Below are 24,192 nucleotides of genomic sequence, written 5' to 3' on the forward strand. Positions count from 1 at the left end.
TATGCATGTTGCAATTGCCGGAAACATCGGGGCAGGAAAGACAACCTTAACCCAATTACTCGCGAAACATTACAAATGGGAAGCCCAACTAGAAGATGTGGTGGACAACCCCTATTTAGATGATTTCTATAACCAAATGGAACGTTGGAGTTTTAACCTCCAAGTGTATTTTTTAAACAGTAGATTCCGTCAGGTGTTGCAAATTCGCGAAAGCGGAAAAGACATTATTCAGGACCGTACGATTTATGAAGACGCCAATATCTTTGCTCCGAACTTACATGCGATGGGCTTGATGACCAATCGCGATTTTGAAAATTACTCCTCTCTTTTTGGACTTATGGAATCTTTGGTACAAAGTCCAGATTTGATCATTTATTTGAGAAGCTCTATTCCGAACCTTGTGTCTCAAATTCACAAGCGTGGACGTGATTATGAGAATTCTATAAGTATTGATTACCTGAGCCGTTTAAATGAGCGCTACGAAGCTTGGATCCATGGCTACGCTAAAGGGAAGTTACTGATCATTGATGTGGATAATTTAGATTTTGTTGAAAATGAAGAAGACCTTGGTTTTATCATTAACAAAATTGATGCTGAAATAAACGGTTTGTTTTAATAACAGCCTTACTTTATAAACCAAAAAAATCCCGCAGATGCGGGATTTTTTTATGACGTATTTTGTAATACTATTTTATACTATTCTCATTTAAAAACGCATCGACTGCAGCTTCAACTTCTTGTTCTGTTCCTTTAAAGGTTTTCTCAACCTCTACAACAGAACCGTTCACCATTTTACTATAAGTGATGTTGGCTTTCGCTGAGTTTACAGAATCTTCTGAATTGTATATAACTTCTAAATTCACATCTTGAGGATGTTCTGCTTCTAAAGAGTGTCCTCCTAAGATAGGTGCAATCACCAATCCAATAAGACATGTCAATTTAATAAGGATGTTCATTGAAGGTCCTGATGTATCTTTAAATGGATCTCCAACAGTATCTCCAGTGACGGCTGCCTTGTGAGCTTCCGATCCTTTGTAAGTCATGACACCGTTGATCTCAACACCTGCTTCAAAAGATTTTTTAGCGTTGTCCCAAGCACCTCCAGCATTGTTTTGGAAAATAGCCCAAAGTACACCACTTACAGTAACTCCTGCCATATACCCTCCAAGCATTTCAGCAACCAACATATTGTTGTCTTGATATACTAACTTCCCTACCAATACAACTACTATTGGGAACCCAATTGTTAAGATTCCTGGTAACATCATTTCTTTTAATGATGCCTTCGTTGAAATATCTACACATTTATCATATTCTGGTTTTCCAGTGCCTTCCATAATTCCTGGAATTTCTTTAAACTGTCTTACCACTTCGTTTACCATTTCCATAGCTGCCTTCCCAACTGCATTCATTGCCAATGCAGAGAATACTACAGGTACCATTCCACCTACAAATAACATGGCTAATACCGGAGCTTTAAAGATGTTAATTCCATCAATCCCTGTAAAAGTTACATAGGCAGCAAATAAAGCTAAAGAGGTTAAGGCTGCTGAAGCAATTGCAAACCCTTTACCAGTTGCAGCAGTTGTGTTACCAACAGCATCTAAAATATCGGTACGTTCTCTTACAATCGGATCTTGTTCACTCATTTCTGCAATACCACCTGCGTTATCAGCAATAGGTCCAAAAGCGTCGATGGCTAATTGCATCGCCGTGGTTGCCATCATTGCAGAAGCGGCTAATGCAACTCCGTAAAATCCAGCTAAGGCATAAGACGCCCATATCGCAGCTGCAAATAATAATACAGAAGAGAATGTAGAAATCATCCCTGTTGCTAAACCAGCAATAATGTTGGTTCCTGCACCTGTACTTGATTGTTGTACAATTTTCAAGATTGGCTTCGAACCTAATCCTGTATAATATTCAGTAAATGCTGAGATTCCAGCGCCTACTACAAGTCCTACTAAACAGGCATAAAATACGCGTATTGAAGATATCTCTTGAAGACCTTCACCAAAGAATTCCATTTGCATTGTTGCTGGTAACATCCAAGTGACCAATCCAAAACATGCTGCAGCAACCATTGCAATAGATGCCCAGTTTCCTATGTTTAATGCTTTTTGTACGTCTGCTTCTTTTGCATCGTTCGATGAAATTTTAACTAATAAGGTTCCGATAAGAGAAATGATAATTCCAACACCTGCAATTGACATTGGTAATAAAATTGGTCCTATTCCGCCAAAAGCATCTGTAATGCTTCCTCCCATATCTTTAATGACATAGTTTCCTAAAACCATGGCTGCTAAAACAGTTGCTACGTAAGATCCAAATAAATCGGCTCCCATTCCTGCAACATCTCCAACGTTGTCACCAACATTATCAGCAATTGTTGCTGGGTTTCTTGGGTCATCCTCAGGGATATCCGCTTGAACTTTTCCTGCTAAATCAGCGCCTACATCAGCCGCTTTGGTATAAATACCTCCACCAACTCTTGCAAATAATGCAATAGACTCCGCTCCTAAAGAGAACCCTGCTAATGCTTCTAAAACAATTGTCATATCACTCGTGTTCGTCCATTCACCTCCCATAAACAACTGAAAGAATATAATAAAGAACATTGTTAAACCTAAAACCGCTAAACCAGCAACACCAAGTCCCATCACCGTACCACCACCAAAAGAAACTTTTAATGCATTTGGTAAACTTGTTTTTGCAGCTTGTGTGGTTCTAACATTTGTTTTGGTTGCAATTTTCATTCCCATGTTTCCTGCAAATGCAGAAAATATAGCCCCTATCACAAAGGCGACTACAATTAGATATGTACTGTTCATATAGAAAGCAACGCCGGCTAAAACAATACTTGCTCCAATAACAAAGAACGTTAATAATCTGTATTCTGCTTTTAGGAACGCTAAAGCGCCTTCGTAAATATGCTCTGAAATTTCTTTCATTTTCCCATCTCCAGCATCTTGTTTCATTACCCAGCTTTTTTTAATTAGCATGTAGATAAGACCTAAAATTGCCATGCCTATTGGCATATAAATCATCATTGATTCCATAGTGTAATTTTGTTTATTTTTACGGGCGTAAATGTAGTAAAATGCTAAGGAACTAAAAAACCTAATTTAACATAATTGTAACAGGTGTTTTTTAACCGATACTCTATATCAAAACAAGATGGCGAATTGAAGCCGTTTTACTTCTTAAAAATCAGGAGATATTTTTAGTCGAACTCCAAAATTGGGGGTCGAACTATTTAGGTTGACAAATTCCGAACGCCATATACAGTCAATCCGAAATATTCTCAAGTTTCCAAAGCCAATATTTTCAATTCCAAAACCATATTCATAGTATAAATCTGTAGGAGTGTTGTAAATAATAGACGATCGATTGATGCTTCTATTTCTGTCGGATACATTTCCAATAATACCTCTAAAGGTGATGACACTTCTTAGTTTAAGTTTTTTAATGAGAGGTATTCTATTTAAAATAATGCCATTAAAATGATGTTCGAAATGTCCAACCAGAAATTGATCGACCACAAAATCGTAATAATTTAAGAGCGAAAATGTTTTAGGCACTAGCGAGTAAGTCTGATTGGCTGGCACGGGACTCAACACTGATAATTGTGCATCTCCAAAGATTTTACCTGCTGAAATGGTATTTCTTAAGAGGCCAAACTTTCCAAGTTTTAAGGGTTGATTATAGGAAAATAAAAGTTTTGAATACTCGGTCTGTCCTGCACCAACTTTCAATCCTTTTTGAAAGCTTAATAAAAAAGTGGGGTGTAGATTGACCTCGAATTTTCTTTCAACTCCATATCCAAATGCGTTTCGTGTTGGAGTGTATACTAGATAAAGTTCTGCACTGTTATCCACTAAACTCGATTTAACCTTTTGTTGTGCGTCATCAAAGTAATCAATTGAAAATTCGTCCGGTGCTGCGGATTCGATGTGATTGTTTGAGTAGTTGGCTCCAACCAGAACGTTTTTATAAACCTCAATATTTATATTAGCAGACACTTTTTTGATACGTGACAAAAAATAATTTTCTCCTCTGCTAAAAAGGGAGGAACTCCCAAACCTACTTGATGTACTGCCATTGCTATCTATAATCTTAGCCCCCAATTGTTCTGTGTCATTCAAATAACTAAGCCCTACCGAAATTCTTGGCTTATAACTGAGCAAGTACTTTGTGTCTAAAAAATACTTGAACTGCTCATCCTTGGTTCCATAAGCTACTTTTCCTTTCACTCTAAATCGATCGTCTAAGGATTTGAACGATCTAAATCCTACGGATAGCTTCAATCCTTCAACATCGTTCACCGCGATTGTATTCCAAATAGATCCAAATTCAATGAAATTAGAAACTTTAAAATAGCCACTTGACAGGGTTCTTATCAAACCTGTTATGTTTTTAATTTTTTTATTGTCATTTAGGTTTGAAAGTACAGACTCTGAATCACTGTTATTTATATTCTCTGGTAAATTCTCCTCCCAATAGGCATCGCTTTTTTCAAACTGATCTTGTCTGTATTGTACAACTTTTCCATCGTAAAATTCAGCTGTTTTTTTATTTGTGAAATCGTAATTTTCGAAGGTTTCAGTACGCTTTACATACAACCCTTTTTCTTTATCGTTTTTGGTCAACAAAGTAATATCCGCTTCATATACATTGTTTTGAGGCAAAAACACACTGTCATTTTCAATCGAAAATGTTTTTTCAAAATAGAGATTCCGAATGAGGTTCAAATTGATTTTAGAATTGACCTTCATACTGATGGCGTTCACAGCAAAGATGCTATCAGTCACTACAAAATTTCCTTCAAATACTAAATCTCCTTCTTTACGTGGGAAAAAATAAATTCGATATTTAGTTCTTTCATTAGACACAATACTGTCCTGCAACACATAATCATAAGAGCCAAAACCTTCGGTTGACAGCGGGCTCACAAACGACCTGTTTAAGAGTTCTATATTATTATCATAAACATTAATCTCTTTGAAAATATTACTAATGCGATCAAACACAAATCCATCTTGTTGGATTCCAATCTGTTTTTCTGCCTGTATAAGTTCTAGTGTTTTATTTAGGGTGTTATCGCCATAAACATTCTGTATCTTTTCATTTAAGTAGATGGGAACAAAGAATTTTTTATTTCGCTTGTCCTGTTTTATGATCGAAACTACGGAGTCATAATCATCTCTTAAAAGTGTTTTTAAAAATTTCTGATCAATATTATTGAGTCCAATTTCTGTAGAAGCGTATTTTTTGTATTCGTACTGCTCAATAAGGCTGAGTCCATTCTTTTTTTTATGAGCCCAAATACCTCTCATTATCTTATAAGCAGGATTTTCTTTCTTTTTTAAACGTTTTTTTGGCTTGTTAACAATTAAAATCTCATCCAACGCAAAGCCCGTTTGTAGAACAATCTCTAGTCCTGTACTTATCTTGCTTTTAAGGTTTAATTCCGTCGTTTCAAATCCGACAAAAGACACCACAATTGCGGAATGGTCATTTTCAGATTGCAATAAAAAATTACCATCAAAATCGGAGATCACCCCTTCCGTAGAATTCTTGAAAAGGACATTTGCAAATGCAACGGGCTGCTTGTCTTGGTCGTAAACCGTACCACTAACTTTCGTTTGTGCAGAAATATGTATTGATAGCATCAACACTATACATAGTAGGTAGTATCTCATATTTTGTACTTCATCAACAATCAAACCAAGAAAGAGTGATCAGCAATTTATTTATATAATACTTTCTTTACCGCCTTTACAACATCATCGCTATTAGGCAACCATTCTTTTAATAAATTAGGTGAGTAAGGAGCCGGTGTATCGGCTGTGTTGATTTTTATAATTGGAGCATCTAAGAAATCAAATGCTTTTTCCTGAACTTGATAAGTGATCTCTGTCGATACATTCCCAAAAGGCCATGCTTCTTCAAGAATTACCAAGCGGTTTGTTTTTTTAACAGATTCCAAAATAGTATTGATATCCAATGGACGAACGGTTCTTAAATCGATCACCTCACAAGAGACTCCCTCCTTTGCTAATACATCCGCAGCCTTATAAGCCTCTTTGATGATTTTTCCAAAAGACACAATGGTCACATCGGTTCCTTCACGCTTGATTTCAGCAACTCCAATCGGTAAAACATATTCGCCTTCTGGAACTTCGCCTTTATCGCCATACATTTGCTCACTCTCCATAAAAATAACTGGATCGTCATCGCGGATCGCTGCTTTCAATAATCCTTTTGCATCGTAAGGATTAGAAGGCACAATCACTTTAAGACCTGGGCAGTTTGCAAACCAGTTTTCAAAAGCTTGTGAATGCGTCGCTCCTAATTGGCCTGCAGATCCTGTTGGACCTCTAAAAACAATCGGACAGTTAAACTGTCCGCCAGACATCTGTCTGATTTTCGCCGCATTATTTATAATTTGATCAATTCCCACTAATGAGAAGTTAAACGTCATGTATTCAACAATGGGACGGTTTCCTGTCATGGTCGATCCCACCGCAATTCCTGAAAACCCTAATTCAGCAATAGGGGTGTCAATAACACGTTTAGCACCGAACTCATCCAACATTCCTTTGGAAGCTTTATAAGCACCATTGTACTCGGCAACTTCTTCACCCATCAAATAAATGCTTTCATCGCGACGCATTTCTTCACTCATCGCTTCACATATTGCCTCTCTAAACTGAATTGTTTTCATTAATTGAATTTTATGAGGGACAAAAATAAAGAATAATACTCAATTATAATTACAAGATTTCACTAAAATTTCCTATGCATGCATAGGAAATTTAAAGTTTTTTATTTACTTTCGTACACTATTATAATAAGAACAAAAAAATGAAACTATTAGTCTGCATTAGTCATGTTCCCGACACGACTTCTAAAATTAATTTCACCGAAGGAGATACCAAATTTGACACCAATGGGGTGCAATATGTCATTAATCCAAATGATGAGTTTGGACTGACCCGTGCGATGTGGTTTAAAGAAAAACAAAACGCAACAGTAGATGTCATCAGTGTTGGTGGCGCAGAAACGGAGCCTACACTCCGAAAAGCCCTTGCTATTGGCGCAGATGCAGCAATTCGTGTGAACGCAGAAGCGATAGACGGCCATACGGTAGCTACTTATTTAGCCGCCGCTGCAAAAGAAGGGAATTATGATCTTATTATTGCAGGTCGCGAATCTATTGATTACAATGGAGGCATGGTGCCTGGAATGTTAGCAGCAATGCTAGACGCCAATTTTGTAACCAATTGTATTAGTTTGGAAATTGACGGCACAAATGCCACGGCAGTTCGTGAAATTGACGGCGGCAAAGAAACCATCTCAACTGTTTTACCCCTTGTCATTGGGGGACAAAAAGGATTGGTAGAAGAAAGTGACCTAAGAATCCCGAACATGAGAGGGATTATGATGGCTCGAAAAAAGCCGCTCACCATTGTAGAACCCACCAATGAAGCGTCCGAAACGCATTCTGTTTCGTTTGAAAAACCAGCCCCGCGTGGTGCTGTTAAATTAGTGGAAGCCGATAACATTGATGAGCTTATCAACCTTCTTCACAACGAAGCAAAAGTTATTTAATTCATTTTAAAAAAAAGAAACATGTCCGTTTTAGTATATACAGAATCTGATCAAGGAAATTTCAAAAAAGCAGCTTTAGAAGCTGCATCATATGGCAAGGCTGTAGCAGAAGCTATAGACACCAACTTAGTAGCACTTACCTTCAACGCAAGTGAAGCTTCTGAATTGGGAACTTATGGCGTAGAAAAAGTGTTAAACACAAATTCCGTGAATGGGTTTAATGCCAAAATTTATGCAGATGCCATCAAACAAGCCGCAGAAAAAGAAGGGGCAACGGTTGTCATCTTAAGCGCAAGCGCCGACAGTCGTTATATTGCACCTCTTTTAGCCGTTGGTTTAAAAGCGGGCTACGCATCAAACGTGGTTGAAGCGCCTTTAAGTTTAAGTCCTTTTGTCGTAAAGCGCACTGCTTTTACAAATAAAGCCTTTTGTAATACTGAAATTTCCACTGCTGTGAAAATTGTAGGCGTTTCTAATAACTCCTTTGGATTGGTAGAGAATTCGACCACTGCACAACTGGAAGACTTTTCGCCTAATTTAATAACTTCGGCAACTACTGTCACCTCTATTGACAAAGCAAGTGACAAAGTCACCATTGCAGATGCAGAAGTAGTGGTATCTGCAGGTCGTGGATTAAAAGGCCCTGAAAACTGGGGAATGATTGAAGAATTAGCAGATGTGCTTGGGGCTGCAACCGCCTGTTCAAAACCTGTTTCTGATTTAGGTTGGAGACCACATAGCGAACATGTTGGGCAAACAGGAAAGCCTGTGGCGACAAACTTATACATCGCTATTGGAATTTCGGGAGCCATTCAGCATTTGGCAGGCATCAATTCGTCCAAAATAAAAGTCGTCATTAATACGGATCCTGAAGCACCGTTTTTTAAAGCTGCCGATTACGGAATTGTAGGGGATGCTTTTGAGGTGGTTCCTAAATTGATAGAAAAATTAAAAGTTTTCAAGGCTCAAAATTCATAAAATTGACAACTTGCAGTTCGATTTAAAATAATCTGAGTTCGTGTTTTAATCCAAAACTTATTTGTCAAGGGTTTGGTACTTTACGAATTAAAACTGTTCTTTGTGTTATAACTTATGAGTTTAGTTCGTCTCAACATAAAAGGTATTTCATACAGCCAAACTCAAAGCGGTGCTTACGCTTTGATTTTGAGTGAAGTGGATGGGCAACGGAAACTTCCAATTGTCATTGGAGCTTTCGAGGCGCAGTCCATTGCTATCGCTTTAGAAAAAGAAATCCAACCTCCAAGACCTTTAACGCACGATTTATTTAAAAACTTTTCCGATCGTTTTGACATTGTTGTAAAACAAGTCATTATTCACAAACTAGTTGATGGTGTTTTTTATGCCTCTCTTATTTGCGAACGCGACAAAGTGGAAGAAATTATCGATGCTCGAACTAGTGATGCGATTGCACTCGCATTGCGTTTTTCTGCACCCATATTTACCTATAAAAACATTTTAGAAAAAGCTGGAATCATATTAAAAACGGATTCCAGAAAAGAAGATGACGAAGATCAGCCTGAAGATGTGTTGTTATTTAACGATTTAGAATTTGAAACCGAGGAAGTAGAAATTTCCGACGACGGCTATGCCTCTAAATCTATTAAAGAATTACAAGAATTACTAACGAAGGCAGTTGCGGATGAAGATTATGAAACGGCTGCTAAATTAAGAGACGAAATCTCTAAACGCTAACAACAGGCAGAATGAAAAAATTAATGCTCATTGTATTTGTATTATTTACAAATATTCAATCGATTGCTGCGCAGGAATCAACCTCCGAAATCGTATCAAGTCAAGGGTTTACGCTCAACAGTCTTTTGAGAGGGCTTCTCGGAATGTTTGTGTTAGTTTTGATCTCATATCTTTTAAGTGCCAACCGAAAAGCTATCAACTGGAGAACCGTTGGGTTTGGTTTGGGAACTCAAGTTATTTTAGCGATTGGTGTTCTTAAGGTCTCTTTTGTTCAAACCTTTTTTGAATGGGTCGGAAGTTTATTTATTGCCGTATTAGATTTTACAATGGAAGGGACAAAGTTTCTATTCGCCTCGTTTTCTACGGGTGAAATTGAAGCACCTTTAGTAACGTTCGCCATTTCAATTTTACCAACCGTTATATTCTTTTCCGCTCTAACCTCTGTATTGTTTTATTTAGGCATTATTCAACGGGTTGTAAAAGGATTGGCTTGGCTACTTAGCAAACTCCTTCAAGTTTCTGGAGCAGAAAGTTTGAGTGTTGCAGGAAACATCTTTTTGGGACAAACAGAATCGCCCTTAATGATTAAGGCGTACTTAGAAAAAATGAACCGTTCCGAAATATTATTGGTTATGATTGGCGGAATGGCAACCGTTGCCGGTGGTGTTTTGGCAGCTTATATTGGATTTCTTGGTGGCGAAGATGAAGTCTTACGCTTATTTTACGCAAAACATTTATTAACAGCTTCTGTAATGGCAGCCCCTGGTGCGATTGTCATTTCAAAAATGCTCTACCCACAAGTGGAAGCGATTGACAATGAAATTCATATATCTCAAGAAAAAATTGGTTCAAACATTTTAGAATCTATTGCAAACGGTACTACTGAAGGTCTAAAACTTGCATTAAATATTGGCGCCATGCTTTTGGTGTTTTTAGCGTTTATTGCCATGATCAATGGCATCCTTGGATGGGTTGGAGATATAACGACTCTGAACGACTGGGTTGCTTCAAACACATCTTATAAAGTCTTCTCATTAGAATTTATTTTAGGCTATGCCTTTGCACCCCTCATGTGGTTGATTGGAATTGCGAAAGAAGATGTTGCTTTGATGGGGCAACTCTTGGGAATAAAACTTGCTGCGAGTGAATTTGTAGGATACATACAATTAGCCGATTTAAAAAATCCATTAAACGTATTGCACTTAAAATATGAAAAATCCATCATCATGGCAACGTATATGCTTTGTGGATTCGCCAATTTTGCATCCATAGGAATTCAAATTGGAGGAATAGGATCCTTAGCACCAGGACAACGAAAAACACTTTCGGAATTTGGAATGAAAGCACTTATTGGCGGAACCATCGCTTCTCTTTTATCCGCAACGATTGCTGGCGCAATTATTGGCTAAATAGTTAATAACTTTTAAAATTATTCCAAGCTTCAATTTCTTTAAGATTGAAGCTTTTTTTATTTTTAACTTCATAAAATAACACTGAAAATGAAACAATACTTAGACCTTGTATCCCATGTACTAGAAACTGGAAATGAAAAAGGAGACCGTACCGGAACAGGCACTAAAAGTGTGTTTGGACACCAAATGCGTTTCGATCTTAGTGAAGGGTTTCCAATGGTGACCACCAAAAAACTGCATCTTAAATCGATTATTTATGAATTGCTTTGGTTTTTAAAAGGCGATACCAATACCGATTACCTCACCGAAAATGGGGTTAAAATATGGAATGCTTGGGCGGATGAAAATGGCGACCTTGGCCCTGTATATGGACAACAGTGGCGCAACTGGAACAATGATGAAATTGATCAAATTACAGAGGTCATTGAGACCCTAAAAACTAACCCCAACAGCCGACGGATGTTGGTATCTGCTTGGAATCCTTCAGTGCTTCCCGATACTTCAAAGTCGTTTAGTGAGAATGTAGCGAATAACAAAGCTGCACTCCCGCCTTGTCATGCGTTTTTTCAGTTCTATGTGAGTGATGGAAAACTATCTTGTCAACTGTATCAACGGAGTGCCGATATTTTTCTAGGGGTGCCATTTAATATTGCTTCTTATGCCCTATTAACCATGATGATGGCACAAGTTTGTGGCTATGAAGCTGGAGAATTTATTCATACTTTTGGAGATGCGCATATCTATAGCAATCATATTGAGCAAGTAGAAACACAACTCAGTAGAGAGCTGCGTCCCCTTCCAACAATGAAACTAAATCCAGAGATAAAAGATATTTTTGATTTCACTTTTGAAGACTTTACTTTAGAAGGATATGATCCACACCCACATATCAAAGGCGCAGTAGCCGTTTAATTTAATGGAAATTCTTACTTTTGCGTTCTAATTTATTCTATTGAAAACAACAAACCATCCTTCAAATCTCACTATTATTGTCGCCGTTTCTGAAAACGATGTGATCGGAAAAGACAATGATTTAATTTGGCATTTGAAAAATGACCTGAAACGATTTAAGGCACTCACTTCTGGGCATTGCATTATCATGGGACGAAAAACCTTTGAAAGTTTTCCGAAGCCCTTACCCAACAGAACGCACATCGTGATTACACGACAGGAAAGTTATAAAGCTCCAGAAGGGGTCATTGTTGTGAACTCTTTAGAAGCCGCTATTGAGCAGGCAAAGCAAGATGCAAATCCATTTATTATTGGAGGTGGCGAAATTTACAAACAGGCCTTAAATGTGGTGGACACCATCGAATTCACTAGAGTACACCACAGTTTTGAAGGCGATACTTTTTTTCCTGTTATACAAGAAACTATTTGGGAAGAAACCAATCGTGAAGATCATAAAAAAGACGATTTACATAAATTTGACTTTTCATTCATCACTTATAAAAGACGTTAAAAAACAAAAACTATATACACATGAAGGCATATATATTTCCAGGACAAGGTGCTCAATTTACGGGGATGGGATTACCTCTCTATGAAAATTCAGCCGCTGCAAAATCACTTTTTGAACAAGCCAATGACATTTTAGGGTTTGACATCACCTCCATCATGTTTGAAGGAAGTGTGGACGATTTAAAAGAAACGAAGGTGACACAGCCTGCTATCTTTTTACATTCTGTGATTTTAGCAAAAAGCCTAGGGGACAGTTTTCAACCAGATATGGTTGCAGGACATTCGCTTGGCGAGTTTTCAGCGTTGGTTGCCAATGGCACGCTTCGTTTTGAAGATGGCTTGAAACTCGTTTCTCAACGTGCGCAAGCCATGCAAAAGGCCTGTGATTTAACAAAAGGAACGATGGCCGCCGTATTGGGCTTGGAAAATGAAATTGTGGAGGACACTTGCAAATCCATCGATGGGATTGTGGTGGCTGCAAATTATAACTGCCCAGGTCAATTGGTGATTTCTGGTGCCGTTGATGCCATTCATCTGGCTTGTGATGCGCTAAAAGAAAAAGGCGCACGACGCGCGCTCGTTCTTCCTGTTGGAGGGGCTTTTCATTCGCCTTTAATGGCACCCGCTAAAGAGCAATTGGCAGCGGCTATAGAAAACACCACATTCCATACACCTAGTTGTCCAATTTATCAAAATGTGACCGCGATGCCTGTTGTCAATGAAACGGAGATTAAGACTAATTTAATATCCCAACTGACAGCACCCGTGAAATGGACACAGTCCGTTCAACAAATGATTCAGGATGGTGCGAATGAATTTATTGAAGTAGGCCCTGGGAATGTACTTCAAGGCTTGGTGAGGAAAATAAACAGAGAAATGAACACAAAAGCAGCAACTTTTGAAAACTAAACGTCATGAATACTAGAACTATTTTAATACTTATTCTTGTTATTTTTAATATCGGATTGGATCAAGTTTCAAAAGAACTTGTCCGCGAAAATGTGGTGCCAGGTTCTAGAACGGAAGTTTTGGGAACACAATTACAGTTAATGAATGTTGAAAATTCTGGAGCATTTTTAAGCATGGGTAGCGACTCCAACCCTACGGTAAAACTTATCTTTTTACTCATTCTACCCGTAATTGTTTTAGGGGTTGTATTGTATTATGTATTAACCAATAAAACCCTTGACAACTTATCAGTTATAGGTTTAAGTTGTATCGCAGGTGGCGGGATCGCCAATCTTTACGATCGCTTTCTGTATGGTTCGGTAACTGACTTTTTATATATAGATCTAGGGGGCGTACTCAAAACAGGCATCTTTAACAGTGCCGATTTATCAGTGACCACTGGTATGATTTTGTTGTTATTGTCGTCCTTCTTAAGTCGTCCTTCAAAAACTGCTGAACCGTCTAATTAATATTTATTTGGACAGAAAATCAATGATGGTTGAGGTAATAAAATCGATTTGATCGTCCTCCAATTCGGTATGCATTGGCAATGAAATGACTTCGTCAATTAAGGTATTTGTCACTTTAAAATCTGCATCATTATAACGGTCATCCACATAAGCTTTTTGCTTATGTAATGGAATTGGATAGTAAACCCCACAAGGAATATCTTTTGATTGCAAATGTGCCGCTAAGGCATCTCTATCTGCATTTTGTATTTTTAAAGTGTATTGATGAAATACGTGACAATCACAGTTGTCACAAATTGTTTCACATCCGTTGCCCGCTTTAGGCGTGATTATATTTTTATGATTTTTAAACGCAGCATTGTATTTTCGAGCAGCAGATTGACGTGCTTTGTTATACGCATCCAACTTTGGAAGCTTTGCATCTAGAACGGCTGCTTGGATAGAATCCAATCGAGAGTTCACTCCTACCACATCGTGGTGGTAGCGTTTGTACATCCCGTGATTTACAATCCCTCTGATTGTGTGTGCCAAGTCATCGTCATTGGTGAAAATAGCACCGCCATCTCCATAACACCCTAAATTTTTAGAAGGAAAAAAAGAAGTGGAAGCCACATGACCGATTGTTCCAGCTTTGGCTTTTGAACCATTTTTAGAAGTGAAATTCGCGCCAATGGCTTGCGCATTGTCTTCTATTACAAATAAATTATGTGCTTCTGCCAGTTCCATAATGGCATCCATATTGGCACATTGACCAAATAAATGTACGGGCACAATGGCTTTTGTTTTTGGAGTAATGGCTTTTTTGACGGCTTCTATATCGATGTTAAATTTATCTGGATCGACATCCACTAAAACAGGCGTCAGTCCTAGTAAGGCAATTACTTCAACGGTGGCTGCAAAAGTAAAATCGGCGGTGATGACTTCATCGCCCGGTTTTAAACCAAGTCCCATCATCGCAATTTGTAAGGCATCCGTTCCGTTGGCACAAGGAATCACGTGTTTGATTCCTAGGTAGGCTTCTAAATTTGCTTGAAATTCTTTAACTTTTGGACCGTTAATGAAAGAGGCGTTATCAATAACTTCTTGAATGGAAGCATTTACAACTTCTTTTATAGAGGCATACTGACCTTTTAGGTCAACCATTTGAATTTTGTTCATTTCTTTAAATTACGTTTCGAAGCAATATATTTTGCACAAACAAAAATACAAAATTAGCATTGCTTAGTCATAAAATTAATATAAAGAATGTATTTTTGCCTCAAATAATAGGCTATTGGGACTTTTTTATAACATCATCGTTGAACTCGCTGCAATTTCTGTTCGTCTTTTTGGAGGCCTTCACAAAAAAACTCAAAAGGGTCAAGAAGGTCGGAACGAAAGTCTTCAAATTTTAGCACAGGAACTGAAAGAAACGGATAAAGTGATCTGGATGCACTGCTCGTCTTTAGGAGAATATGAACAAGGATTGCCTTTCTTTGAACCCTTAACAAAACAGTATAAAGACCATAAATTTGTGATGACTTTTTTCTCTCCTTCGGGCTATGAAATCAGAAAAAACAATCCCATTGCGGATGTGGTTGTGTACCTTCCTTTGGATCAAAAATCTATTGTAAAAAAGTTTTTAGACCTCACGCATCCTGAATTGGTGGTGTTTGTCAAGTATGATCTTTGGCCAAATTATTTGTTGGAAATAAAGCGTCGAAATATCACTTCCATCTTAATTTCAGCCTTGTTTAGACCGTCTCAAGCGTACTTTAAATTTTATGGTGGGTGGCTCAAACAGTTGCTTTTTACATTTGATCATATTTTTACGCAGGATACAGATTCAAAAGTGTTATTGAATTCTATTGGATACGATGCCGTCACCGTTTCAGGCGATACGCGTTTTGACCGTGTTGGGAATCAAATGAACACAGACAATACATTGGATTTTATTGCGGAGTTTAAGAACAATCAAACCTGTGTCGTAGCTGGAAGTACGTGGCCAGAAGATGAAGTGCTGCTGGTTGATTATATTAATAATTGCAAAGACGATGTCAAGTTTATCATTGCTCCCCATAATATGGATTTGAATCAGATTAAATCGATGGCAAAACGGATTGAAAAACCAACGGTACTTTACTCGAATTATAAGAATGAAACGCTGAAAGACAAAACGGTTTTTGTAGTAGACACCATTGGTCTCTTAACCAAAATTTATAACTATGCAGATGTTGCTTATGTAGGTGGCGGTATGGGCACTACGGGGCTTCATAACACACTAGAGGCGGCTACTTTTGCGGTTCCTATTGTGATTGGGAAGAATCATAAAAACTTCCCTGAGGCAAAAGCCATGCAAACTCTTGGTGGTTTGATTAGTATCAGCAACTATGACGCGCTGCATTCGGCCTTAGATGGATTTGTTTATGATTTGGAAAAAAGAACAAAATCGGGTCAAATAAACAAACACTATGTAGAAGACAACAAAGGGGCTTCTGAAATTGTGATGACCGAATTACAACAGATTTTTAAGAAGTAATCTACGCTTTCTTTAGATGATTATTTACCACCAAATTATAAAGTGATTTTGGTTTCCAATTTTGCATTGGAATCGCCTCCAACAAAGATTGAAAAATCGCCTGGTTCTAAAACAAAATCGCCTTGATTGTTATAAAATCCAAGTTCTTTTTCTGTAAGGGTAAATGAAATTTCCTTGCTTTCATTTGGCTCAAGACTGACCAGTTCAAAACCTTTGAGTTCTCTAACAGGGCGTGTGACACTTGCGTAATGATCTCTAATGTATAACTGAACGACTTCTTTTCCTGTTAATTTTCCAGAGTTTTTTAGCGTGACGGATACGGTGACTTCTTTGTCAGATACTGCTTGCGCTTGAAGGCTACTGTATTCAAATGTGGTATAGCTTAGCCCATATCCGAAAGGGTATAAAGGACTGTTTTCTACATCTTGATAATGAGACCAAAACACTTTTCCGGGTGCCGGTAAGGTAGGACGGCCTGTATTTTTGTAATTATAATAGATGGGAATTTGACCCACAGCTCTTGGGAAACTCATCGGTAATTTTCCACTTGGGTTGTAATCGCCATAGAGTACTTGTGCAATGGCATTTCCACTTTGAGTTCCTAATTGCCAAGCCTCCACAATTGCGGGGAGGTGTTCCTGATGCCAGTTTAGTACTAAGGGCCTTCCGTTGTTTAAGACTAAAACAATGTTTTTATTGACCTTGTAAATGGCTTCTAAAAGCTCTTGTTGAACCCCTGGCAATCCGAGTTCTGTGCGGCTTCTGCCTTCGCCACTTTGGTAGCCTATTTCACCCAGTACCATGACAACGACATCCGCCGTTTTGGCGACAGCAATGGCTTGCGGGAATTCGCTTTTATCGGTGGTGTTTATGTTGACTTCTACAGTGAATTCGGTGTTGCCTAAACTGACATCGGCGCCTTTCGCATAGGTCAATTGGTTTCCGGTGTAGGCTTGCATTCCTTCTAAAACAGAGACTGCGGTGTTGTCTTTTGCAGCAATTCTCCAGTTTCCTAAAGGGCTTGTTTTATCTGTTGCGAGTGCGCCAATTAACGCAATTTTCTGACCTTGTTTTTTGAGGGGTAATAATTGATTTTCGTTCTTTAAAAGTACGATGGACTTTTTAGCCATGTCTAAACAGGCATCGTGAAACGCTTGTTGTCCAATGACTTCTTTTTCGCGTTGTGCATCGCAATATTTATAGGGGTCTTCAAAAAGACCTAATTCAAATTTTACACGCAAAATACGTTTGGCGGCATCATCGATATAGGCTTGTTTGACTTTTCCTTCTCTCACTAAATCTGCCAATTCATTGACATATAAATAGGATTCCATATCCATATCAGAGCCAGCGTTGGCTGCAATTTGGGCGGCATGCTTGTTGTCTTTTGCGTATCCATGAGAAATCATTTCTTCAATAGAACCCCAATCCGAGACTACAAATCCGTCAAATTCCCATTTGTCTTTGAGAATATCTCGTTGTAAATAGCTGTTACCTGTGGCAGGAATTCCATTGAGTTCACTAAAAGAATTCATAAAGGTTCTGACACCTGCATCAATGGTGGCTTGAAAGGGTGGGAAAATAATGTTGTTTAAAGTGGAGGTTCCTACATCGGCGGTGTTGTATTCTCTTCCTGATTCGGCAAAGCCATAGGCTGCGAAATGCTTCGCACAGGCTGCCAATGTGGTGTGTTTTGATAAATCTGATCCTTGAAATCCTTGCACTCTTGCAAACGCAATTTTGGAGCCTAAATAGGGATCTTCACCAGCGCCTTCCATGACACGTCCCCATCGGGCATCGCGTGAAATATCGACCATGGGTGCAAAGGTCCAGTTTATGCCTGCGGCCGCAGCTTCTTCCGCCGCGACTTCTGCTGATTTTTTGATGGCTTCTAAATCCCAACTCGCAGATTCTGCTAAAGGAATTGGGCTTAGGGTTTCATAGCCATGAATGACATCAAAACCTATAATTAAGGGAATGCCTAAGCGGGTTTCTTCGACGGCAATTTTTTGAATTTTGCGAACATTTTCAACGCCTCTAAGATTGAGCATGGATCCTACATAGCCTTTGCGAAGGTGTTCGTATTTTTTAGCAGCGTCGCCATTACTTGGTGCAGGGCCTGTAAGGTCCCAAAACCCACTGTATTGGTTCATCTGACCGATCTTTTCTTCGAGGGTCATTTGTTTCAGTAGGGTTTCTACTTTTTGCTCTACATCTACTACTGATGTTATTGAGGATGAACGGGTTTCTGAGTGGGTTGTATTCGGATTTTGACAGGCGTTTAATCCGATCAGAAAACATACGATTGCTACTGTTAAATTGGGTTTCATTATTTTATTGATAAACTCTTATATAATCTACTTCCATTGCATCGGATGTAAAGTTAGGATCAATAGTACCTCCGTTACTGCCACCCATTGCTAGGTTAAATATTAGAAAGAAGTTGGCATCAAAAGGCAGGGTACTGTTTGTGGAGAGTGCATAGGTTTCGACGCCGTCAATTAACGCTTTAATACTACCAGCTCTCCAGTCTAAAGAATAGATGTGAAACTCGGCAGGCGTGCTTAAATTCGTCGGCTGTCCATGACTAGCAGGGGTCCCATTATTATTCCAATGGCAGGTGGTTTGCACATACGATTTATCTTCAAATTGTTCCATGATGTCAATTTCTCCACAATACGGCCATCCTTCAGAACTAAAACTAGAGCCTAACATCCATAAGGCAGGCCAAGTCCCCGCAACGGATGGAAGTTTCGCGCGAATATCAATCCGTGCATATTTGAAGTCGATTTTATTTTGAGTTGTAATACGAGCAGAAGAATACGTTCCATTCGATTCTTTTACAGCCGTTATTTTTAAAATGCCGTTTTCTTTAACAACATTATTAGTATTGCTTGTGTAGATCTGAACTTCTTGATTGCCCCAGCCGCCGCCGCCAGTCTCAAAATTCCAAAATTCGGTATTGATAGATCCATTACCATCAAATTCATCTGACCAGACTAAAACATCATTATTGCCAGAACCTCCATTGGTGTTTCCATCCACCTCAATTGTTAAGTTTTTAATGGTACTGATGCGTTCGTCAGTGTTTGAATATGCATAAATAGTGAGTGCAAATTGATTGGTTCCAGATGTATTAATGGTATGAGAAAAAACACCCGTGGTGTTTTGAGATTCTGTACCGTTACCCACTTTAAATCCGTATTTAACAGCATTGGTTGCTGTGGCTGTACAGCTAAAAATACCAGATCCATCGCCATAAGGGTTTGCTGTGTCCTGTCCTTGAATTGTGACAGTTGCCACTAAGTTGGAGGGTGTGTTTTGTTGATTTCCACCACCTCCACTACCAGAGTCTGAGGAATCATCGTCGCCAGAAGAACACCCTATGAGGGTGAGACTGACGATCGTAAATAAAAGTGTAAAAGATTTTAAGTTTTTCATAGTTACAAAAATAAATAATAATAAAAAAAGAGGCGAAATTTCGCCTCTTTTTTTCAATGTTTTACTGATTTGATTAATTTGCTACTTTATATTTAGCATACCATGCAAATCCACCACCTTCTTGTATTGATCTGACATGAAGTTCTGTAGCACTGATAGAAATGATATCGTAAACGACTTCACCTATATACCAACCCATAAAACCACCGTCTGAGAACTGAAAGCTAGTCATTCTATATGGGACATCGTCATAAGATCCTTCAAGAGCGGCTTTGGATGATGATGGAGAAAATGAAACATTTTTAACTCCAAACATGGTTGTAGCCACTGTATCATCATGACAAGTGTCGCCACCGACTCCTATAACATCAGCATAAGCTCCTGGTACAAATGCAGGGCCTACTGTTTGTTCAAAAGTAAGACCATTTGCTGTTGTTGTAAAAACAAATTCGTTGGTGTACATACATGATTTTTCTGGATCATTGGGTTGTATTGCATTCCACCAATTTGGCCATGCAAATTCGCCTCCGCCGTAGTCATCTGTAACAGGGCCTAGACCTATATGTAATGGAATGTCCGAAGCCCAAACCCATGTTTTAGTATCGCCTTCATTGAGTCCACTTAAGAATTCTAAGGCCTCTAAGTCTTCGAATGAGCTAAAGACACTAATGTCAATAGAGGTGCTAGACAAGGTGCCGCCAGTACCTACAGCATTAATAATTACGGTGTAATCATTAATTCCGGTTTGAGAATACCTGTGAGATATCATCCCAGAAGGTGCTACTTCTGAATTTCCGTCTCCAAAGTTAAACTGATATGTAACTCCATTTACAGCAGTCACTGTAAAGTTTACAAATCCATCGCCATCGCCATTTGGATTGTCGGCATCTTGACCAACAATTTCTGCGGTTACTTGTACGTTCGTTGGCGCAGTGATTGGACCAAACTCGTGACTGTCTTCCTCGCAACTTGTGAAAAGTGCTAAGGTTAAACATAAACTGAATAAATATTTTATTTGCTTCATAATATTATTTTTAGATTTTAAAGGATTAGTTTTGAGATATATCATCTACGTAGATGGTGTAATCTGCTGAGCCATCTCCTTGAGTTCCATTATCCATAATCAATACCATATTATACCAATCGATGCTCGTGTCTATCGCTGAATGATCGAATGACAACGTTTGCCACTGATTTGCTACGGTTGTCGTCGCTGTAATTTCAGCTGAACCAGCATTGTTTGGCCATGGCACAGCATCTTCAAACTTCATCATAAGATTAAGACCTGCTCTAGGGGACCAGACTTTAACCGACACTGATGTTGATCCTGCAAAAGAAAATGGTGTTGGAACTGTGATTTTAGATCCTGCCCATGGTTGTCCTGATCCTTTTACAAGTTCTAAGACTGAACCTGAAGTATTGCCATTTGTATCTGGATTTGCGATCACTGCTGTGGTACCACCATCAAAACCATCTAATGTAAAGCCTGGTTCAAAATCTAAAATTGGATCCGAAGATATATCATCTACGTAGATGGTGTAATCTGCTGAGCCATCTCCTTGAGTTCCGTTATCCATAATCAATACCATATTATACCAATCGATGCTCGTGTCAATCGCTGAATGATCGAATGACAACGTTTGCCACTGATTCGCTACGGTTGTCGTCGCTGTAATTTCAGCTGAACCAGCATTGTTTGGCCATGGCACAGCATCTTCAAACTTCATCATAAGAGTAAGACCTGCTCTAGGGGACCAGACTTTAACCGACACTGATGTTGATCCTGCAAAAGAAAATGGTGTTGGAACTGTGATTTTAGATCCTGCCCATGGTTGTCCTGATCCTTTTACAAGTTCTAAGACTGAACCTGAAGTATTGCCATTTGTATCTGGATTTGCGATCACTGAAGTAGTACCGCCATCAAAACCATCTAATACATAAGGTGTTTCAAATGTGATAGGTGTTGGTCCAGAAGTATTGCTAGATGTTTTGTAAAAATATAAATTATCTATATAAACAATTGCACTGTTACCAGTAGTATCATATAACAATTGAGTTATACCAGATACATCGGTTGTATAATCTGCTAAAGGAATTTCTACGCTTACCCAAGCACCTAAAGTGATAGGGCTCACAAATTCAATGTCTTCTTTTAACGGGTCTCCATCTGGGTGAGAGGTGTTGACTAGTTTAAGACCTAAAACGGTCGCATCTGGTGTCCAATAGTCAAAATGTACAAATTCCATAGCTGAAAGATCCGTTGCATTTCCGTAATCGGTTACAATTCCAGTATAGTTTAAATCGCTATAAAACCAAGTATTGTTTGCTTCAACTTGAACTTCGGTTAGGACTGTTGTTTGTCCCCATCCAGGATTTAGTTCAGATAAATCAACATTGGTATAGGCATCACTGTATATTGAGACTACATCCGTAGCTTGTCTTGATGGCGGTGTTGGTGCCGCTGTTAAAGGTGCTACAATAGCCGTGACTTCAAATTCTTCGGTATAGGTGGTTGTTTCAATAGCTGCTCCCATAACGACTACGGTAATTGTGTACGTTCCAGCTTCTTCATAATCTAAAGAAACTATCTCTCCAATGTTACCAGTAACTGGCGTTGTTACACCTGTAACTCCAGAATACACATCAAAGCTCACTGCAAAATCAGCTTCGGCTAGGATGTTTACACGTTTTGAAATAGCTGTATCATTTTCAATGGTCACCACTAAGTTAGAGGGTGCTTCAAAAGAAATCACTAATTCTTGACTCAAGGTTGTTTCTAAGCCTGTGATTCCATAAGCGACTGCGTTTACAGTATAAGTCCCTTCTGCATACGTATGTGCAATGTTTTGTCCGTTTTCTAAACTTTCAGGTTCGACAGTGTCGTCTCCAAAAGAAATATCAAAACTAACAGCACCTTCTGCTGTAGGAGTGATGGTTACCAAGCCTGTATTGTCTTGAGTTACTTGAAAAAGCATTGCTAATTCAGTAGGAGCCTCCACTTTGGAGACAAAGCTTAGGTCTGTTACATCGTCTGAACATGTAGTTAGTGTAAAGACTACAAGACATAAACTAAATAAATATTTAAGTGTTTTCATCGTTATATTTTTTTAATAAGTTGTGTTTTGTGTCCAGAGTCCATTTGAGAATTGAATTTCTTCAATTGGAATAGGAAATAATTCGTTTCTTCCAGCTACAAAGCCGTCTATTTCAGATGCTGCTTGACCTGTACGAACTAAATCAAAGAACCGATGTCCTTCTCCTACAAGTTCAACACGTCTTTCGTGATAGATTGCATCTGTAAGTGCTGTCCCTGAAGCAGACACATTATTAGTCGTATTTCCAAATGCACGTTCGCGTACTCTGTTTAAGTATAGTTGTGCTTTAGCATCATCAATACTTCCTCTGTTGTTCGCTTCTGCTGCCATTAACAATACATCTGCAAAACGAATCGATCTGTAGTTGTTTGGGTTTGTTAAATTTTGATCGCCCATATTTTGATCGCCTTGACGTGCAAGGTATTTTCTGTTGTAATAGCCTGTATGCTCATAACCAACTCCAAAAGTTGCTTGTGTTGTTGTTGCCCAAGCTTCAATGTCTAAAATAGAAACGTCTTTTCTAGAGTCTCCTGTTTCAAAAGCATCTACGGCTTCTTGAGTCGGTACATTAAAACTGTATCCAGAATCAAAAGTAGGTCCTGAATAGTTGCGAATTCCATTAAATCCAACGGCAATATTTCCTTCACTACATTGTAAACAACCGAATCCTGCACCTTCAGCATCTGTATATTGTACTTCAAACACTGATTCTACATTATTCTCGCCTCCACTTTCAAAAATGGTAGCATAGTCTAATGCAAGATCGTAAGGTCCATTATTAATCACGTTGTCTAAAACAGTCGCAGCCTCTGTAAATTTGTTTTGATACAAATAGGCTTTTCCAAGTAACGCCTCTGCAGCTCCTTTAGTCACACGTCCTACTTGAGGAGCTGTGTATTCTAAGTTGTTAACTGCATAGGTCAAATCACTTTCAATAAGCGCATATACCTGAGCTGATGAGGATCTAGCAATCACTAGTTCATCGCCAGGAACAAAACGTTCTCCAGCACCCTCTAAAGCTGCTTCGTAATTTTTGATTGGAATTCCTCCAAACCATTTTACCAATTCAAAATGGTAATAGGCTCTAAGGAAACGAGCTTCTGCAACCATAGCATCACGTCCGTCAAAGGCTGTTTTGTTTTGATTTTCTAAGAAGTAATTGGTTCTACTCACGCCTGCAAACATCCAGCTCCAAATATCTCTTAGGTTGCTGTTTACTTCGGTGTGTCCCATATCGTCAATTTGCTGAAAGCCTACAACATCTGTTGCGCTTTCACCTCCACAGAGTGTGTTGTCTGAAGCAATTTCTCCTAAGAGTACATTTACGTAAGAAGCTTGTAGTAAATCATAAGCTCCAACGAGTGCTAAATAATAGTCTTCTTCCGAATTAAAGAAATTCTCAGAGTCAATATTATAATTTTCAGTTTCATCTAAGAATTCATCCGAACAGGAATAAATTCCAGTAGCAATTAGTGTAAACACTAGAATTGCAGATAGTATGTTTTTATTGTTTTTCATCG

19 protein-coding genes are annotated in these 24,192 nt (G+C 38.7%); 10 read left to right on the forward strand and 9 right to left on the reverse strand.

Annotated elements, in window-relative coordinates:
- The first annotated feature begins 1 nt into the window (after position 1).
- On the forward strand, positions 2–616 hold the full coding sequence (locus tag FORMB_RS04755) for a deoxynucleoside kinase (protein ID WP_069676364.1): 615 nt from the start codon (positions 2–4) through the stop codon (positions 614–616).
- Positions 617–686: 70 nt separating this feature from the next.
- Here the strand turns inward: FORMB_RS04755 and FORMB_RS04760 are convergent, their stop codons facing one another.
- The 3 genes from FORMB_RS04760 to FORMB_RS04770 all read right to left on the reverse strand — a co-directional run bounded on the left by FORMB_RS04760 (position 687) and on the right by FORMB_RS04770 (position 6,727).
- Positions 687–3,059 (reverse strand): sodium-translocating pyrophosphatase, encoded by a 2,373-nt coding sequence (locus FORMB_RS04760; protein WP_069676365.1) that lies wholly within the window; start codon positions 3,057–3,059, stop codon positions 687–689.
- 144 nt (positions 3,060–3,203) lie between these two features.
- Positions 3,204–5,702, reverse strand: coding sequence for a DUF5686 family protein (locus tag FORMB_RS04765; protein WP_069676366.1), 2,499 nt, complete (start codon positions 5,700–5,702; stop codon positions 3,204–3,206).
- A gap of 47 nt (positions 5,703–5,749) precedes the next feature.
- Entirely contained in the window at positions 5,750–6,727 is a 978-nt protein-coding gene (locus FORMB_RS04770) for a pyruvate dehydrogenase complex E1 component subunit beta (RefSeq protein ID WP_069676367.1), read from the reverse strand.
- Between the two features lie 140 nt (positions 6,728–6,867).
- Between FORMB_RS04770 and FORMB_RS04775 the strand changes: the two genes are divergently transcribed.
- The 8 genes from FORMB_RS04775 to lspA all read left to right on the forward strand — a co-directional run bounded on the left by FORMB_RS04775 (position 6,868) and on the right by lspA (position 13,618).
- Entirely contained in the window at positions 6,868–7,614 is a 747-nt protein-coding gene (locus FORMB_RS04775; RefSeq protein ID WP_069676368.1) for an electron transfer flavoprotein subunit beta/FixA family protein, read from the forward strand.
- A gap of 21 nt (positions 7,615–7,635) precedes the next feature.
- Positions 7,636–8,592, forward strand: a complete 957-nt coding sequence (locus FORMB_RS04780; RefSeq protein ID WP_069676369.1) for an electron transfer flavoprotein subunit alpha/FixB family protein — start codon at positions 7,636–7,638, stop codon at positions 8,590–8,592.
- A 114-nt stretch (positions 8,593–8,706) separates the two neighbouring features.
- Entirely contained in the window at positions 8,707–9,327 is a 621-nt protein-coding gene (locus FORMB_RS04785; RefSeq protein WP_069676370.1) for a bifunctional nuclease family protein, read from the forward strand.
- An 11-nt stretch (positions 9,328–9,338) separates the two neighbouring features.
- Positions 9,339–10,736 carry a NupC/NupG family nucleoside CNT transporter gene (locus tag FORMB_RS04790; protein WP_069676371.1) on the forward strand — a complete coding sequence of 466 codons (1,398 nt, stop codon included), beginning with the start codon at positions 9,339–9,341 and terminating at the stop codon, positions 10,734–10,736.
- Positions 10,737–10,826: 90 nt separating this feature from the next.
- Entirely contained in the window at positions 10,827–11,651 is an 825-nt protein-coding gene (locus tag FORMB_RS04795; RefSeq protein ID WP_069676372.1) for a thymidylate synthase, read from the forward strand.
- 40 nt (positions 11,652–11,691) lie between these two features.
- On the forward strand, positions 11,692–12,201 hold the full coding sequence (locus FORMB_RS04800; protein WP_069676373.1) for a dihydrofolate reductase: 510 nt from the start codon (positions 11,692–11,694) through the stop codon (positions 12,199–12,201).
- 20 nt (positions 12,202–12,221) lie between these two features.
- Complete coding sequence (gene fabD / locus FORMB_RS04805) at positions 12,222–13,109, forward strand: ACP S-malonyltransferase (RefSeq protein WP_069676374.1); 888 nt, start codon at positions 12,222–12,224, stop codon at positions 13,107–13,109.
- Between the two features lie 5 nt (positions 13,110–13,114).
- Positions 13,115–13,618: a signal peptidase II gene (lspA, locus tag FORMB_RS04810; protein WP_069676375.1), complete on the forward strand. Its 504-nt coding sequence runs from the start codon at positions 13,115–13,117 to the stop codon at positions 13,616–13,618.
- A 3-nt stretch (positions 13,619–13,621) separates the two neighbouring features.
- On the opposite strand, the gene FORMB_RS04815 is transcribed toward lspA, so the two are convergent.
- Positions 13,622–14,776 (reverse strand): DegT/DnrJ/EryC1/StrS family aminotransferase, encoded by a 1,155-nt coding sequence (locus FORMB_RS04815; protein WP_069676376.1) that lies wholly within the window; start codon positions 14,774–14,776, stop codon positions 13,622–13,624.
- 115 nt (positions 14,777–14,891) lie between these two features.
- Here FORMB_RS04815 and FORMB_RS04820 point away from each other — a divergent pair, with 115 nt between their 5' ends.
- Positions 14,892–16,136, forward strand: coding sequence for a 3-deoxy-D-manno-octulosonic acid transferase (locus FORMB_RS04820; RefSeq protein ID WP_069676377.1), 1,245 nt, complete (start codon positions 14,892–14,894; stop codon positions 16,134–16,136).
- Between the two features lie 35 nt (positions 16,137–16,171).
- Here FORMB_RS04820 and bglX read toward each other — a convergent pair whose 3' ends face one another.
- The 5 genes from bglX to FORMB_RS04845 form a co-directional block, all read right to left on the reverse strand.
- Complete coding sequence (gene bglX, locus FORMB_RS04825) at positions 16,172–18,466, reverse strand: beta-glucosidase BglX (protein WP_069676378.1); 2,295 nt, start codon at positions 18,464–18,466, stop codon at positions 16,172–16,174.
- A 4-nt stretch (positions 18,467–18,470) separates the two neighbouring features.
- Positions 18,471–19,577: a glycoside hydrolase family 16 protein gene (locus tag FORMB_RS04830; RefSeq protein ID WP_069676379.1), complete on the reverse strand. Its 1,107-nt coding sequence runs from the start codon at positions 19,575–19,577 to the stop codon at positions 18,471–18,473.
- A gap of 73 nt (positions 19,578–19,650) precedes the next feature.
- A complete protein-coding gene (locus FORMB_RS04835) occupies positions 19,651–20,601 on the reverse strand; it encodes a PKD domain-containing protein (RefSeq protein ID WP_157498076.1) in 951 nt (316 codons plus the stop codon).
- Between the two features lie 25 nt (positions 20,602–20,626).
- Positions 20,627–22,672 (reverse strand): PKD domain protein, encoded by a 2,046-nt coding sequence (locus FORMB_RS04840; RefSeq protein WP_157498077.1) that lies wholly within the window; start codon positions 22,670–22,672, stop codon positions 20,627–20,629.
- A 12-nt stretch (positions 22,673–22,684) separates the two neighbouring features.
- On the reverse strand, positions 22,685–24,190 hold the full coding sequence (locus tag FORMB_RS04845; protein ID WP_069676382.1) for a RagB/SusD family nutrient uptake outer membrane protein: 1,506 nt from the start codon (positions 24,188–24,190) through the stop codon (positions 22,685–22,687).
- Positions 24,191–24,192: the final 2 nt, after the last annotated feature.

It is taken from the genome of Formosa sp. Hel1_33_131, from assembly GCF_001735745.1.
Classification (GTDB): domain Bacteria; phylum Bacteroidota; class Bacteroidia; order Flavobacteriales; family Flavobacteriaceae; genus Hel1-33-131.